Source organism: Streptomyces sp. NPDC058872 (assembly GCF_042743065.1).
Taxonomy (GTDB): domain Bacteria; phylum Actinomycetota; class Actinomycetes; order Streptomycetales; family Streptomycetaceae; genus Streptomyces.
Genome location: NZ_JBHYMK010000043.1, coordinates 32,421 through 47,389, shown reverse-complemented (window position 1 = coordinate 47,389; position 14,969 = coordinate 32,421). Strand labels below are relative to the sequence as shown.

Below are 14,969 nucleotides of genomic sequence, written 5' to 3'. Positions count from 1 at the left end.
CGTCGTCCGGGGCGGTCGGGGTCGTGAGGGCCGAGCGCGGCGGCACCAGCTCACCCACCGGCCGTACCTTCCCGGAAGCCGCGAAGCCCCAGTCGAGCAGCCGGGCGGCCTCCTGGTAGACCGCGTGCGACTCCTTCGACGAGGGGTTCATGACGGTGACGAGCAGGACCCTGCCGTTGCGCTCGGCGACGCCGGTGAAGGTGGCGCCGGCATGCGTGGTGTTGCCGTTCTTGACGCCGGCGATGCCCTGGTACGGCGCCACGCCGTCGGCCCCCGTGAGGAGCCGGTTGGTGTTCTGGATCTCGAAGGTCTCGCGCTTCTTGCCCGGCTTCGCCTCGCCGGGGAAGGCGACGCGGGTCGTGGACGCGTACTCCCGGAAGTCGGGCTTCTGCATGCCGCTGCGGGCGATGAGCGTCAGGTCGTACGCGGAGGAGACCTGGCCCGGGGCGTCGTAGCCGTCCGGCGAGACCACGAAGGTGTCGAGGGCCTGCAGTTCGGCCGCGCGGTCGTTCATGTCCTGCACGGTCTGCTGGATGCCGTTGTTCATGCTGCTCAGCACGTGGACCGCGTCGTTGCCGGAGCGGAGGAAGACCCCGAGCCACAGGTCGCGGACGCTGTAGGTCTGCTTCTCCTTGATGCCGACCAGACTGGAGTTGACCCCTATCCCGGCCAGCTCTTCCGGGGTGACCAGGTGGTTCTGCGTCTTGTTGGAGAACTTCGGCAACAGCGTGTCGGCGAAGAGCATCTTGAGGGTGGAGGCCGGGGCGAGCCGCCAGTGCGCGTTGTGCGCGGCGAGCACCTGGCCGCTCTCCGCGTCCGCGACGATCCAGGAGCGCCCGGACAGGTCCTTCGGCAGCACCGGTGCACCGGGTCCGAGCTGCACCTGCGTACCGGGCTTGCTCAGCAGGACCCCGCCGACCTTGGACATCACGGCGGGGGGCTTGGGCTGCTCTTCCTGGCCGTCCTTCCCGTCCGCACGGGCCGTGGGCACGGCGACGACGAGCGGCAGGAGCGCGGCAGTGGCGACCGTCCAAGCGGTCTTCTTCGATGCGGGCACGGTCGAGAACGTACATGCCCGACCGCCCGCCCCGAACCCCGGCAGGCGCTTCCCGCCGTCCGGTGCAGCCGCCCGCGGGGACCGCGGGACGAACGGTGGTGCGGGGGCCGCGGAGCCCGGCCGCCGGGTTCCGGCGGGACGGGGCGTCACTTCCTGTCGGCGCGGACGCCCCGGAAGCCGATCACGCCGATCGCCGTCCCCAGCGCGAACGAGGTGACGGCGAGCAGCAGATGGACCCACAGGTACGCCGTCGGGTCCCCCGCGTCGTCGAAGGCGAGTCCACTCGCGTCCTTGAACAGGTTCTTCGCGAAGGTCACCCAGATCACCCAGGACCAGACCCCGAACGCGAGCAGGAACCAGGAGACGCGGCGGCTGAGCTTCATGGGGGTGTCCTTCGGAGTGGGGTGGCCGTGCCCTGCCAGTATCGAACGGGCCCGCCGGGGGCCTGCGACGGGGTCTGTGTACGCTGGGCCCGACTCCTCGTGGATCACTCCTGCCGAGAACCCGCGGCACGACGGGAGCGGCCCGGCCCCCGACGAGGGCGGTCCGACGGATCCGCTCCCGGGTTCACCTGCTGCTTGCCGTCACGTTCTCCGGCCCGGGTACGGTGACCGGCACGATCGGTCCGCGCGGGGTGCGCGCCGCGCGCCGCGCGGGCGACCGGTAAGAGGGGATACGGCGGCGTGGGCGTCTTTCTACTGGTTCTGGCTCTGGTCGTGGTCCTGGCGCTGCTCGGCGCGGTCCACTGGTACGTGTGGCGGCGCCTGGTGCGCGACGTGACCGCAGCCGGCAGTCGGTCGCGCACGATCGGCACGGCCGTGGTCGTGCTCCTGCCGCTGCTCTCGCTCGCGGCCCTGGTCTCCTCGGGGGCGGGCGTGCCCTTCGGGCTCCAGCAGGCGGTGGCCTGGCCGGGGTTCCTCTGGCTCGCGGTGCTCCTGTACCTGGTCCTGGGGCTGGTGGTCGGCGAAGCCGTCCGGCCCGTCCTGCACCGCGTTCTGGACCGTCGCGCAGCACGATCCGCGCCTGCGCCCGCGCCTGCGCCCGCGCCCGTGACCGTGCCCGAAGCGGCCCCTGCGGCCGGGGGTGGGGGCGGGGGTGAGGCCGGAACGGGGCGCGATGCCGGGACGGTGACGCCGGGGGCCGGGACGGCCGCCCGCTTCGACCCGTCCCGACGGCTGTTCGTCTCGCGGGTCGTCGGCGGTTCCGCAGCGGCCGTCGCCCTCGGGACCGTCGGGTACGGCACCCACGGCGTGCTCCGCGGGCCCCGGGTCAAGCGGGTCACCGTTCCGCTCGCCAAGATCCCGCGGGCCGCCCACGGGTACCGGATCGCCGTCGTGTCCGACATCCACCTCGGGCCCATCCTGGGCCGTGCCCACACCCAGCGGATCGTGGACGCGATCAACGCCACCCAGCCCGATCTGATCGCGGTCGTCGGCGACCTCGTCGACGGCACCGTCGAGAACCTCGGCCCCGCCGCCGAGCCGCTCGCCCGACTCCGCGCCCGACACGGCTCCTTCTTCGTGACCGGCAACCACGAGTACTTCTCGGGAGCGGACGCCTGGGTCGACCACGTCCGCGAGATCGGCCTGCACCCGCTGCGCAACGAACGCGTGGAGATCGCGGCCGGCTTCGACCTCGCCGGCGTCGACGACATCGCGGGGGAGCGCGAGGGGAAGGGCCCCGACTTCGTGCGGGCCCTCGGCGACCGCGACCGGACCCGTGCCGCGGTGCTCCTGGCGCACCAACCGGTCGTCATCCACGATGCCGTGCGCCACGGGGTGGACCTCCAACTGTCCGGCCACACCCACGGCGGTCAGCTCTGGCCGGGCAACTACCTCGCCGAACTGGCCAACCCGACGGTCGCCGGGCTCGAACGGTACGGCGACACCCAGCTGTACGTCTCGCGGGGTGCGGGTGCGTGGGGACCCCCGGTCCGGGTGGGTGCGCCCTCCGACATCACCCTCGTCGAACTCGCCTCGAAGCAGGCCTGATCGGACCTCGTCACCCCGTGCGCAGAAGTTGATACGTGCTGCTCATCGGCTTAAATTCTCATATCTTGGACATATGCGTGCCGTGTGAAAGTTTTCTCTTCCACTTGTGAAAACCGTGTGATGAGATGACGTCATCGCGACGTTTCCGGGGGCCGTCGCATCTCTGCGCGGCACAAAAAAAGGAAGCACGGCAATGCGGTCGACGGTCCGTCTGCGGATCCTCATCACTTGTGGACTACTGGTGACGACCGGAGCGGGAGGATGTCAACTCCTCCCCTCCGACGGCTCCCGGACCGATCCGATCAGCGTCGGCACGACCGACGAGGTCACGTCCCTCGACCCGGCGGGAGCCTATGACGCCGGCTCCTGGGCCATGTACAGCAACGTCTTCCAGTCGCTGCTGACGTTCAAGCCGGGCTTCGCCACTCCGGTGCCGGACGCCGCCGAGAACTGCAAGTTCACGGGCGACTCCCTCACCACCTACCAGTGCACGCTCCGCGACGACCTCACCTTCTCCAGCGGGCGCAAGGTGACCGCAGCGGACGTGAAGTACTCCTTCGAGCGCATGCTGCGCATCAAGTCGGACGTCGGCCCGCAGCCGCTCTTCCCGACCCTGGAGGGCGTCGAGGCCGAAGGACGCACCGTCACCTTCCGACTGAGCGGTCGTGACGCGACCTTCCCGCTGAAGGTCGCCACGGGCGCCGGATCGATCGTCGACCGCGACCGGTACCCGGCCGACAGGCTGCGCACCGACCACGCGGTCGACGGCTCGGGCCCGTACGTCCTCAAGGAGTACAAGGAGGGCGAGTCCGCCCTCCTGGAGCCCAACCCCGCGTACAAGGGCGCCATCGCCAAGGCCGGGCACCCGGTCCTGGTGAAGTACTTCGGGCGATCCGAGGACCTCGCCGACGCCTGGAAGGAGAAGGAGGTCCAGGTGACGCACCGCCAGCTGCCGCCGACCTTCCTGTCCTCCCTGGGCGCCGACGACGGAACCCGGGTCACCGAGGCGGAGAGCGCGGAGATCCGCAACCTCAACTTCAACGTCCGGTCCGGCTCGCCCATGGCGGACAAGGCCGTCCGACAGGCCGTCGCTGCCGTCCTCGACCGCCCGGCGATCACCGAGGCCGCCTTCAAGGGCACGGTCCAGCCGCTGTACTCCCTCATCCCGCAGGGCTTCGTCGGCCACAGCACCGCCTTCTTCGACGTGTTCCCCGAGCCGAGCGCCAAGAGGGCGACGAAGCTCCTGAAGGAGGCCGGGGTCTCGACGCCGGTGAAGTTCACGTACGGCTTCCGCAAGGACGCGACGTACGCCGCCGAGGCCGCCGAGATCAAGCGGCAGCTGGAGGGCACCGGACTCTTCGAGGTGAAGGTCGTGGAGGCCGACTGGCAGAGCTTCCAGAAGGGGTACGCCAAGGGCTCCTACGACGCCTACCCCATCGGCTGGCTCCCCGACTTCCCGGACTCCGACAGCTTCACCGCGCCGCTCGTCGGCACCGAGAACACCCTGCACAACGGGTTCTCCAGCAAGGAGATCGACGGCCTGATCGCCTCCACGCAGCAGTTCAGCGACCGCTCCCGTGCGACGGACGACTTCCGGGCGATCCAGGACCACGTGGCCGCCGAGGTCCCGCTCGTCCCGCTGTGGCAGAAGAAGGACTACGTGCTCTCCACGGAGGAGGTCACCGGCTCCCAGAACCTGACGGACGGCACCGGCATCTGGCGGCTGTGGGAGCTCAACTGGGTCTAGTGCTCCACGTGGCGAAACGCCACGGGAGCTAGGGCTTCGGGCCGGTCCTCTTGGGCTTGCCCGAGGCCGCCATGCCGGCCGCCGTCGGCATGAAGTCGGAGAGCAGTTCGTGCGTCTCCTTGACCAGCGGGCGCAGGATCCGGAAGCGGGAGAGCGAGATCGCGCGGGCGGTGACCGGCGCGAGGCGTTCCACCAGGCGCCGGCTGTTCGCCGCGCCCTCCGAGCGGTCGTACACCCAGAACAGCACCAGGCCCATCTGCTGGAGCCACAGCAGCTGCGGCAGGGCCTCCTTCAGCTCCGGGTCGACCTTCACCGAGGCTCCGGAGATCACCCGGCGGTGCACTTCGATCGCGGCCTCGCGCGGGCCCTCCGACTCGGGCGAGAACGGGCTGAGCGGGCTGTCCGGGTCGGCGGCGTTCTTGAAGAACTGGGCCGCGAACTCGTGGTACGGCTCCGCGATGTCGAGCCAGCCGAGGTAGACCCCGCGGATCCGGGCGGAGAGGTCCCGCTCGGGGCCGTTCAGGAGGGCCTCGACGGCCGCCTGGTGCTCCTCTGCGATCCGGTCGTAGAAGCCCTGGACCAGGTGCTCCTTGGAGGAGAAGTAGTAGTACGCGTTGCCGACGGAGACCCCCGCCTCCTGGGCGATGGCCCGCATCGTCGTCTTGTCGTAACCGCGCTCCTTGAACAGCCGGAGCGCGGTTTCGAGGATGAGCGTGCGGGTCTGCTCGCTCTTGGGGGCCTTCTTCTCGTCGGCCTTCTTCTCTTCCTTGACGTCCTTCACGGTGCCGAGCCTAACCGGGCGGCGCGGTCGTCCCGCAGCGTCCGTCCCCGCAGGGCCCGCCCCCGTCGTCCGCGCCCCGGGGGAGGGGGCCCTCCGGCCGTGGCCCCTTGAGGGCCTCGCGCCACTTCGAGGCGGCCAGGACGGTCGCCCGGGCGAAGGGCAGTCCGGCGGGGGTGGCCAGCCAGTGGGCCTTGGGCCGGTGGTCGGCCAGGGCCCAGAGGCAGACGATCCAGGCGGCGGTCCCCCGGTAGACCTGGCCCCGGTCCCCGACCGCGGTGATCTCCCGCCGGGTGGCGTCGTGGTCGAGGGCGGGGAAGAGGTCCCGCGCCCGCCGTGACCCGGCCGGCACGAGGTCGAGGGGGACGAGCTGTCGCTGGTGCAGCAGCCAGTGCCTCAGGTGCACGCAGAGCGGGCAGTCGGCGTCGTACAGGACGGTCAGGCGACCCACGGGGGTCGTGGGGGCCGGCACGGCGGTCAGGCCCGGGGGGCGGGCGGGGTCCAGGGGTCGCGTCCGGGCGGCGCGGTCCAGCCCTGCGGCCCGACGGGCGGCACCTGCTCGCGCTCCATGACGCCGCGGCGGCGGATCTTGTTGAGGACGTACACGTTCCCGAGGTGCATCACGCCGAGCACGAGCAGGACCACGCCGAGCTTGACGGAGAGGGCTTCGAAGAGCGCCCGGGCGTCGGCGACGGCGCCGTCCTGGTTCAGGTAGAGGGCGACGAAGCCCAGGTTGACGAGGTAGAAGCCGACCACCAGCAGGTGGTTGACGGCGTCCGCGAGCTTCTCGTTCCCCTGCAGGACATCGGAGAGGAAGACCCTTCCGTTGCGGCTGAGGGTGCGGGCGACCCAGACGGTGAGGGCCGCTCCGATCAGCAGGTAGACGGTGTACGCGACGACAGTGAGGTCCATGCCCCACCCTCCCTTGAACACGTTCAAAAGCTTGTGGGCATGACTGTAGACCCCTTCTTGAACGTGTTCAAGTCCCTGGGGGAAAGGCATGGTCGGACCGTGCCGCGATCATTAGGGTGAGGGTTGTGAAGCTCTCTCATGACCTGGCCGGCTCCGGCCCCTTGACCGTTCTCCTGCTGCATTCCGGGGTCTGCGACCGCCGGATGTGGGACGGGCAGTTCCACGCCCTGGCCGAGGCGGGACACCGCGTCGTCCGCTGCGACCTCCGGGGCTTCGGGGACACCCCGATCGACACCCCGCACGTCCACGCCGAGGACGTGCGCGCACTCCTCGACCACCTCGGCGTCGAGCGGGTCGCCCTCGTCGGCTCCTCCTTCGGGGGCCGGGTCGCGCTGGAACTCGCCGCCCTCCACCCCGACCGGGTCTCCGCCCTGGCCCTGCTCGCCCCCGGCATCCCCGGCATGGTGCCGAGCAGCGAACTGCGCGCCTGGGGCGCCCGTGAGGACGCCCTCCTCGAAGCGGGCGACCTCGACGCCGCCGTCGAGCTCAACGTCGACACCTGGCTCGGCCCCGAGGCCGGACCGGACGCCCGCGCCTTCGTCCGAGAGGCCCAGCGGCGCGCCTTCGACCTCCAGCTCGCCGCCGCAGAGGAACACCACCCGACCGCCCCCGAGGTCACCCGTGACGACCTCGCCCGGATCCGGGTCCCCGCCCTCGTCGCCGTCGGCGCCCACGACCTGCCCGACTTCCGGGCCGTCGCCGACGAACTCGGGCGCCTGCTGCCCGCCGCCCGCCGCGTCGACCTCGACTGGGCCGGGCACCTCCCCGCGCTGGAGCGTCCGGACGAGACCGCCCGGCTGCTCGCCGCCTTCCTCGCCGGAGCCGCCGACCGGGATCCCGCACCCGGGGCATCCGTGGAGTGACCACCGGGGACGGCGGTCTCCCGCCGGAGGCGGCCGATCCGGCGGCTTCCGGGGCCGGTCAGGGGCGGGGGCGGCGTCGCCTGGCAGGGGGAGGGACCCCGCCGACGTACGATCGGCCCATGGCGCCCTCCGAGGAACCACGTGCCCCGCACGAACCGCACGAACCGCGGGACTGGACCGATGGGCACGTCGCCCGCTGGCAGCCCGTCCTCTCCGACCTCGACCCCGTCGTCGAGGGCGCGGTCACCCGGATGAAGAAGCTCTCGGTCCATCTGCGCCGGGTCAGGGAGCAGTCCCTCGTCGACTTCGACCTGGAACGCCACGAGTTCGACACCCTGCACAAGCTCGCGGGGCGCGGCGGCAGCGCCGCCCCTTCCGAACTGGCCCAGGACCTCGACCTGCCCCCGGCCTCCGTCTCCGGTCGCCTCGACGCCCTGGAGAAGCGCGGCTTCGTCCGCCGCACGCAGTCCACCACCGACCGGCGCCGGGTCGTCGTCGAACTCACCGCCTCCGGCCGCGAGACCTGGCGCGGTGCGACGGACGTCCTCAGGCGCGAGGAGGGCCGCCTGCTCGACGTCCTCGCTCCCGGGGAGCGCGTCCTGCTCAACGACATGCTCCGCCGGATCATGGTCGAGGCGGAGGCGGGCGGCGGCCCCGCCCATGCCGTCTGGCACGGCTGAGGCCGGCCCCGCGACCGCCTTGCCGACGGTCCGCCCCGCCGACGGTCGCCCGGACGGAGCCGGTGCCCGGCTCCTCCCACCGCCGTGGGCAACGGAAGAGCCCGCCCCCGTACGCCACGGCGTACGGGGGCGGGCTCGGCGGCCGAACGGGACGTCAGAAGCGACGCGTGATCAGCGCGCGCTTCACTTCCTGGATGGCCTTCGTGACCTCGATGCCACGCGGGCAGGCGTCCGTGCAGTTGAACGTGGTGCGGCAGCGCCACACGCCGTCCTTGTCGTTCAGGATCTCCAGGCGCTGCTCGCCCGCCTCGTCGCGCGAGTCGAAGATGAAGCGGTGCGCGTTGACGATCGCGGCCGGACCGAAGTACTGGCCGTCGTTCCAGAAGACCGGGCAGGACGAGGTGCACGCGGCGCACAGGATGCACTTGGTGGTGTCGTCGAAGCGCTCGCGGTCCTCGGCGGACTGCAGGCGCTCACGCGTCGGCTCGTTGCCCTTGGTGACCAGGAACGGCATGACGTCCCGGTACGCCTGGAAGAACGGCTCCATGTCCACGACCAGGTCCTTCAGGACCGTCAGGCCCTTGATGGCCTCGACCGTGATGGGCTTCTCCGGGTTGATGTCCTTGATCAGCGTCTTGCAGGCGAGCCTGTTCTTGCCGTTGATCCGCATCGCGTCGGAGCCGCAGATGCCGTGCGCGCAGGAGCGGCGGAACGTCAGCGTGCCGTCGACGTCCCACTTGATCTTGTGAAGGGCGTCGAGCACGCGCTCCTTCGGGTCGATCTGGATCTGGAAGTCCTCCCAGACCACCGCGTCCGACACCTCGGGGTTGAAGCGGCGGATCCGCATCGTCACCGTGATGTACGGGGAGGCGGCGGACTCCGCCTCGACCTTGTCCAGTACGGGGGTACCCATCAGTACTTACGCTCCATCGGCTGGTAGCGGGTCTGGACGACCGGCTTGTAGTCGAGACGGACGGTCTCGGAGCCGTCCTCGCCGACCTCGCGGTACGCCATGGTGTGGCGCATGAAGTTGACGTCGTCGCGGTTCGGGTAGTCCTCGCGGTAGTGACCGCCGCGGGACTCCTTGCGCGCCAGGGCCGAGACGGCCATGACCTCGGCCAGTTCGAGCAGGTTGCCCAGCTCGATGGCCTCCAGGAGGTCGGTGTTGAAGCGCTTGCCCTTGTCCTGGATGGACACGTTCTTGTAGCGCTCGCGCAGCTCGGCGATCTTCTCGACGGCCGTCTTGATGGTCTGCTCCGTGCGGAACACCATCACGTTGGCGTCCATCGTCTCCTGGAGCTCGCGGCGCAGGTCGGCGACCCGCTCGCTGCCCGTGGAGTTGCGGAGGTTCTCGATCTGCGCTTCGACGAAGGCCGTGGGGGCCTCCGGCAGCTCGACGAAGTCGGCCTTGACGGAGTACTCGGCGGCCGCGATGCCGGAGCGCTTGCCGAAGACGTTGATGTCGAGCAGCGAGTTGGTGCCGAGGCGGTTGGCGCCGTGCACCGACACGCAGGCGACCTCGCCGGCCGCGTACAGGCCCGGGACGACGGTGGTGTTGTCCGACAGGACCTCGCCCTCGACGTTCGTCGGGATGCCGCCCATGGCGTAGTGCGCGGTGGGCTGGATCGGGATCGGGTCCGTGTACGGCTCGATGCCGAGGTACGTGCGGGCGAACTCGGTGATGTCCGGGAGCTTGGCGTCGAGCTGCTCCGGCGGGAGGTGCGTCAGGTCCAGGTAGACGTGGTCGCCCTCGGGGCCGCAGCCGCGGCCCTCGCGGATCTCCGTGTAGATGGAGCGGGAGACGACGTCACGGGACGCGAGGTCCTTCATGACGGGCGCGTACTTCTCCATGAAGCGCTCGCCGTCCTTGTTGCGGAGGATGCCGCCCTCACCGCGGGCGCCCTCCGTCAGCAGGATGCCCATGCGCCAGATGCCCGTCGGGTGGAACTGGAAGAACTCCATGTCCTCCAGCGGCAGACCGCGGCGGTAGCAGGCGGCCTGGCCGTCACCGGTCAGGGTGTGCGCGTTCGAGGTCACCTTGAAGAACTTGCCGGTGCCGCCGGACGCGTAGATCACGGCCTTCGCCTGGAAGACGTGGATCTCGCCGGTGGCCAGCTCGTAGGCGATCACACCGGCGGAGTGCTTGACCCCGTCGACCTCGGTGATCAGCTGGTCCAGGACGTAGAACTCGTTGAAGAACTCCACGCCCTCCTTGACGCAGTTTTGGTACAGCGTCTGGAGGATCATGTGGCCGGTGCGGTCCGCGGCGTAGCAGGACCGGCGGACCGGGGCCTCGCCGTGGTTGCGCGAGTGGCCGCCGAAGCGACGCTGGTCGATGGTGCCGTTCGGGGTGCGGTTGAACGGCAGGCCCATCTTCTCCAGGTCGAGGACGGCGTCGATGGCCTCCTTCGCCAGGATCTCGGCGGCGTCCTGGTCGACCAGGTAGTCACCGCCCTTGACCGTGTCGAAGGTGTGCCACTCCCAGTTGTCCTCCTCCACGTTGGCCAGCGCGGCGGCCATGCCGCCCTGCGCGGCGCCCGTGTGGGAGCGGGTCGGGTACAGCTTCGTCAGCACGGCGGTGCGGCTGCGCTTCGTCGACTCGATGGCGGCGCGCATGCCGGCGCCACCGGCGCCGACGATGACGGTGTCGTACTTGTGGATCTTCATGACGTGGATTACCTCAGCCCCGTGCCTAGCGGATGTTCGGGTCGAAGGTGAAGATCACCAGCGTGCCCAGAAGGATGGTGAACACCGTGGCGGTGTACAGCAGGCCCTTGAGCCACAGGCGCGTGTTGGCCCGCTCCGCGTAGTCGTTGATGACCGTGCGGAGGCCGTTGGCGCCGTGCAGCATGGCGAGCCAGAGCATCAGCAGGTCCCAGACCTGCCAGAACGGGGACGCCCAGCGGCCGGCCACGAAGGCGAAGCCGATCTTGGAGACGCCGCCGTCCAGGAAGAGCTGGATCAGCAGGTGGCCCAGGACCAGCACCACGAGGACGACGCCGGAGAGGCGCATGAAGAGCCAGGCGGCCATCTCGAAGTTGCCGCGGGTCGCGCGCGGGGTCTTGCCCGTGCGCTTGCGGGGGGCCTCGATGTAGGGGGCCGGGTTGTCCACGTCGTAGTGGGCGCCGCCCTCGACGGGACCGATGGCGGAAGTGGTGTCAGCAGACATGTCTGGCGTCAGCTCCCGAACAGTTCACGTGCGGCGTGGCCGAGGACGGGATACAGCGAACCCGCCATCAGCACGACCCAGATGCCCACGACGGTCCAGAGCATCTGCTTCTGGTAGCGCGGGCCCTTGGACCAGAAGTCCACGGCGATGACACGGAGACCGTTCAGCGCGTGGAAGAGGATGGCGGCGACGAGGCCGTACTCAAGGAGTGCGACGATCGGCGTCTTGTACGTCGCCACGACATCGTCGTACGCCTCGGGGGAGACGCGGACGAGAGCGGTGTCCAGCACGTGTACGAACAGGAAGAAGAAGATGAGGACGCCGGTGACTCGATGAGCCACCCAGGACCACATTCCTTCCCGGCCGCGGTACAGCGTTCCAGCCGGCACGGAAAAACCCTCCGGGAGCGGGGATCGGGGCCGGCCGGCTTCTCTGTCGGTCTGGCCCGGCCGGGTACGGTCCACCGGCCCCGGTCATCGTAGCGACGACTCGTCGGTTCGCTCGCGCGGGGTCCATAGGTGTGATCAAACAGGCACGGACGGGCTATCGCTCGGGCTGGAATCGCCGTATTCCGGACGAATTCACGGCGTGGTGACGCCGAACGTGAGGCGGGCCCGGGCGAGTCGGCGCAGCTCGTCGGCGGCGACCACCCGTTCTTCCTCCGGTTCGTTGCCGAGACGTGACCGGATTCCGGCCAGCACCCGGTCGAGCCGCTCCTCGTGTCGCACGCCGTCCAGGCTGATCACGAAGGCGTGCCCGAAGCGGCTCTCGTACGCGGCGTGGGCGGCGCGCAGCGCGGTGAGGGCCGCCGGCGGGACGTCGGGGTCCGGGGCGGCGGCGGACTCGGCGGCCAGCGCTTCGTCGAGTTCGGCCCGGGACAGGTCGTAGCAGGCCTCGTCGGCGGCGGCGAGTAGGGCGTCGAGGGTGGGGTAGGGGCGGTGTGCGCTCACCCGTTCGGCCCAGCGGTGGCTCGCGCAGCAGTCGTACAGGAGGGCTTCGGCGTCCCCGGGCGGGGCGGCGTTGAAGCGGACGAGTCCGGCGACGTGCCGCCCGCCGCGCTGCTGGGCAGGTATGGCAGGCGTGTCCGTGGAGCCCGGCTTCCGGCAGGGGGCGTGGGTGTCGCTGGTCAGCGTGGACTCCGGTGCTCCGGGACGGATGGGGCGGGCGTGACGCAACGTTATCGACGGGAAGGGGGAAGTGTCCGACGGATGCGCGAATTTCACCCGGAAGGGAGAGTTTCGAAACGTTTGATGGACGATCGGGCGCTGTTCGCCCGATTGGCCGAACCGCGGACCATACGGGAGGATTCCGGATGATGCGGTACTCCAAGCGGGCGCCCCACCGGGCCCCGGCCCTCCTGGCGGCCGTGCTGGCACTGGCCACCACGGCGGCCTGCTCAAACGGTTCTCCGTCAGGTTCCCCCGCCCCGTCCTCCCTGAGCGCCTCCCCGAGCGTCCCGCCGACGGGGGCCCCGCCGCCCAGTCCGACGCCGACGAAGGAGTACCCCCTCTCGACCCCGCCCCGGACGGTCCCCGCCGTCCGCTCCCACGAGCCCGCCCGCGGGCCCGGGTGGAAGCCCGCCCCCGCCACCACCGGGGTCGTCGTGGCCGCGAACAGTCCGGGCCTCGCCGACGAGGGCGAGCTGCTCGCCGGGGAGCTCGGCATCCCGTACCGGGGCTCCGTCCCCGCGGGCCCCGGGGACGTCGAGCTGGCGCTGGGCGGGGCGGGTGCGCCCGAGTCGTACGTCCTGACGGTCCGCGACGGCCGGGTCCGGATCACCGGCCCCGACGAGGCCGGGGTGTTCTACGGCACCCGCACCCTCAAGCAGTCGGTCCGCGCCGACGGCGCCGTGCCCGAGGGCACCGTCACCGACCGGCCGGCCAAACCGCAGCGCGGGCTCATGGTCGACATCGCCCGCAAGCACTTCACCGCGGCCTGGATCGAGGACCGCATCCGCGAGATGGGCGACCTCAAGATCAACCAGCTCGGTCTGCACTTCTCCGACGACCAGGGCTTCCGGATAGCGTCCGACAGCCACCCCGAGGTCGTCTCGGAGGAGCACCTGACCAAGGCCGAGGTGCGGCGGATCCTGGCGCTCGCGGCGAGCCGTCACGTCACGGTGATTCCCGAGATCGACTCGCCCGGGCACCTCGGTGCCGTCATCGCCGCCCATCCCGACCTCCAGCTCCGCAGCGCCGCCGGCCGGGCCCCGCGCGGGGCGGTCGACATCGCGAACCCGGCCGCGGCGAAGATCGTCGACGAGCTGCTGCGCGAGTACGTCCGGCTCTTTCCCGGGGCCTACTGGCACCTCGGGGCCGACGAGTACGTGGCCCTCATGTCGAAGGACCCCGAGGCGAGCTACCCCGGGCTGGCCCGGGCCGCGCGCGCGGAGTACGGCCCCTCCGCCCGGGTCCAGGACCTCGCCACCGGTTGGCTCAACGACCGTGCCGCCGTGGTCCGGCCGACCGGCAAGACCCTCAAGGCGTGGAACGACGGCTTCTTCACGGGCGGGGTGGTGGCCGCGGCCGAGGACATCGAGGTCGAGTACTGGACGGGCCGGGAGATCGGCGCCCGCACCCCGGTCTCCTACCTGAGCGCGGGCCGCAAGCTGGTCAACCTCAACGACGACTACCTCTACTACGTCCTCGGCGAGCCCAACCAGTTCACCTATCCCACCGGCCGCCGGATCTACCAGGAGTGGACCCCGCGCGTCGTCCGCGGCTCCACCCCGGTGCCGGCGCGGTACGACCCCCAGATCCTCGGCGCCCGCTTCGCGGTCTGGTGCGACCTGTCGAAGGCGCAGACCCCGACGCAGGTGGCGGCGGGCATCCGCCTGCCGCTGGCGGCGCTCGCCCAGAAGGTGTGGAACCCGGAGGAACCGTCCTTGAGCTGGGACCAGTTCCGGGCCCTGGCGGCGAAGGTGCGGGGCTGACCTGCGCGCATTCCATGGACGGCGGGAGGACCGGTCCCCTAGGTTCGCCCGGCGGCGGCCACCGGGCCGCCGCACGTTCCTGGGGGGAACCGCATGCTCACGCTCCGAAATCCGAAGGGCCTCTCGTACGCCCTCGTGGCCCTGCTCGCGGGCAACGTCCTCTTCGACGTCCTGCTGGCCCTGGCCGACGTCCGCAGCCTGGTGGCCGGCGGAATCCACTTGTTCGATCCGACCGTGTTCGGGGCGCTCGACCTGAACCTGGCCTCCAGCATGGCGTTCACGCTGTTCGCGGTGACCGGGGTCGTCTTCATCGTCTGGTTCCGCCGGCTGCGGAAGAACGCCGAGGTCTGGGCCGCTGACCTGCAGGGGCGGAAACCGGGCTGGGCCGTCGGAAGCTGGTTCGTGCCGATCGCCAACCTGTGGATGCCCCGGGGGATCGCCGTCGACATCTGGCGTGCCAGCCGCGGGGAGCCGTACGCCGCCGACGGCAGGGGGGAGCTGGCCCTGCTCAACGGCTGGTGGACGTGCTGGGTCGTCTCGGGCGTGGTGAACCAGGTCTCCGCCCAGATGTACAAGACGGCGGAGACCTTCGACGAGTACACCACCGCGATCCAGTGGTCCCTCGGGGGTTACGCCGTCGACATCGCCGCCGCAGTCCTCGCGATTCTCTTCGTCCGGCGTCTGACCTCTATGCAGCACGCCAAGGCCACTGGCATCATTCCGGCCGCGCAGTGACGGAATCGCGCCATTCGGCGCAGTAAGTGGAAGTACTGCGTCCGA

General features: G+C 70.7%; 15 protein-coding genes and 1 pseudogene. 6 read left to right on the top strand and 10 right to left on the bottom strand.

Annotated features, from left to right (window positions below; translation table 11 throughout):
• Window positions 1-202 precede the first annotated feature (202 nt).
• Window positions 203-928: pseudogene (locus ACFW22_RS24920) on the bottom strand (D-alanyl-D-alanine carboxypeptidase family protein); the annotation flags it as partial.
• A gap of 275 nt (window positions 929-1,203) precedes the next feature.
• Window positions 1,204-1,440: an SCO4848 family membrane protein gene (locus ACFW22_RS24915; protein WP_386408489.1), complete on the bottom strand. Its 237-nt coding sequence runs from the start codon at window positions 1,438-1,440 to the stop codon at window positions 1,204-1,206.
• A gap of 300 nt (window positions 1,441-1,740) precedes the next feature.
• Between ACFW22_RS24915 and ACFW22_RS24910 the strand changes: the two genes are divergently transcribed.
• Window positions 1,741-3,048, top strand: a complete 1,308-nt coding sequence (locus ACFW22_RS24910; protein ID WP_386408487.1) for a metallophosphoesterase — start codon at window positions 1,741-1,743, stop codon at window positions 3,046-3,048.
• Between the two features lie 193 nt (window positions 3,049-3,241).
• Entirely contained in the window at window positions 3,242-4,795 is a 1,554-nt protein-coding gene (locus ACFW22_RS24905; protein ID WP_386408485.1) for an ABC transporter substrate-binding protein, read from the top strand.
• 28 nt (window positions 4,796-4,823) lie between these two features.
• On the opposite strand, the gene ACFW22_RS24900 is transcribed toward ACFW22_RS24905, so the two are convergent.
• From ACFW22_RS24900 to ACFW22_RS24890, 3 genes are read right to left on the bottom strand one after another with little or no spacing between them, the layout of a single operon-like run.
• On the bottom strand, window positions 4,824-5,576 hold the full coding sequence (locus ACFW22_RS24900; RefSeq protein WP_386408483.1) for a TetR/AcrR family transcriptional regulator: 753 nt from the start codon (window positions 5,574-5,576) through the stop codon (window positions 4,824-4,826).
• Window positions 5,577-5,586: 10 nt separating this feature from the next.
• Window positions 5,587-6,024 carry a thiol-disulfide oxidoreductase DCC family protein gene (locus ACFW22_RS24895; protein ID WP_386408481.1) on the bottom strand — a complete coding sequence of 146 codons (438 nt, stop codon included), beginning with the start codon at window positions 6,022-6,024 and terminating at the stop codon, window positions 5,587-5,589.
• A gap of 26 nt (window positions 6,025-6,050) precedes the next feature.
• Window positions 6,051-6,485, bottom strand: a complete 435-nt coding sequence (locus ACFW22_RS24890) for a hypothetical protein (protein WP_386408479.1) — start codon at window positions 6,483-6,485, stop codon at window positions 6,051-6,053.
• 125 nt (window positions 6,486-6,610) lie between these two features.
• Between ACFW22_RS24890 and ACFW22_RS24885 the strand changes: the two genes are divergently transcribed.
• Window positions 6,611-7,408 (top strand): alpha/beta fold hydrolase, encoded by a 798-nt coding sequence (locus ACFW22_RS24885; protein ID WP_386408477.1) that lies wholly within the window; start codon window positions 6,611-6,613, stop codon window positions 7,406-7,408.
• A 119-nt stretch (window positions 7,409-7,527) separates the two neighbouring features.
• Window positions 7,528-8,088, top strand: a complete 561-nt coding sequence (locus ACFW22_RS24880) for a MarR family winged helix-turn-helix transcriptional regulator (RefSeq protein WP_386408475.1) — start codon at window positions 7,528-7,530, stop codon at window positions 8,086-8,088.
• A 154-nt stretch (window positions 8,089-8,242) separates the two neighbouring features.
• Here ACFW22_RS24880 and ACFW22_RS24875 read toward each other — a convergent pair whose 3' ends face one another.
• From ACFW22_RS24875 to ACFW22_RS24855, 5 genes are all read right to left on the bottom strand, one after another.
• The gene (locus tag ACFW22_RS24875; RefSeq protein WP_384879440.1) at window positions 8,243-9,001 is read right to left on the bottom strand and encodes a succinate dehydrogenase iron-sulfur subunit; all 759 of its coding nucleotides are present in this window, start codon (window positions 8,999-9,001) and stop codon (window positions 8,243-8,245) included.
• Window positions 9,001-10,755: a succinate dehydrogenase flavoprotein subunit gene (gene sdhA / locus ACFW22_RS24870; protein WP_386408472.1), complete on the bottom strand. Its 1,755-nt coding sequence runs from the start codon at window positions 10,753-10,755 to the stop codon at window positions 9,001-9,003. Before sdhA ends, ACFW22_RS24875 begins: the two co-directional genes overlap by 1 nt.
• A 25-nt stretch (window positions 10,756-10,780) precedes the next feature.
• A complete protein-coding gene (locus ACFW22_RS24865) occupies window positions 10,781-11,257 on the bottom strand; it encodes a succinate dehydrogenase hydrophobic membrane anchor subunit (protein ID WP_356885879.1) in 477 nt (158 codons plus the stop codon).
• Between the two features lie 8 nt (window positions 11,258-11,265).
• Entirely contained in the window at window positions 11,266-11,646 is a 381-nt protein-coding gene (sdhC, locus tag ACFW22_RS24860) for a succinate dehydrogenase, cytochrome b556 subunit (protein ID WP_123954581.1), read from the bottom strand.
• A 192-nt stretch (window positions 11,647-11,838) separates the two neighbouring features.
• Window positions 11,839-12,432, bottom strand: coding sequence for a 2-oxo-4-hydroxy-4-carboxy-5-ureidoimidazoline decarboxylase (locus ACFW22_RS24855; protein ID WP_386408469.1), 594 nt, complete (start codon window positions 12,430-12,432; stop codon window positions 11,839-11,841).
• A 137-nt stretch (window positions 12,433-12,569) separates the two neighbouring features.
• On the opposite strand from ACFW22_RS24855, the gene ACFW22_RS24850 reads away from it, so the two are divergent.
• Complete coding sequence (locus tag ACFW22_RS24850; RefSeq protein WP_386408467.1) at window positions 12,570-14,189, top strand: glycoside hydrolase family 20 protein; 1,620 nt, start codon at window positions 12,570-12,572, stop codon at window positions 14,187-14,189.
• A gap of 93 nt (window positions 14,190-14,282) precedes the next feature.
• The gene (locus ACFW22_RS24845) at window positions 14,283-14,924 is read left to right on the top strand and encodes a DUF4328 domain-containing protein (protein WP_386408465.1); all 642 of its coding nucleotides are present in this window, start codon (window positions 14,283-14,285) and stop codon (window positions 14,922-14,924) included.
• Window positions 14,925-14,969 lie beyond the last annotated feature (45 nt).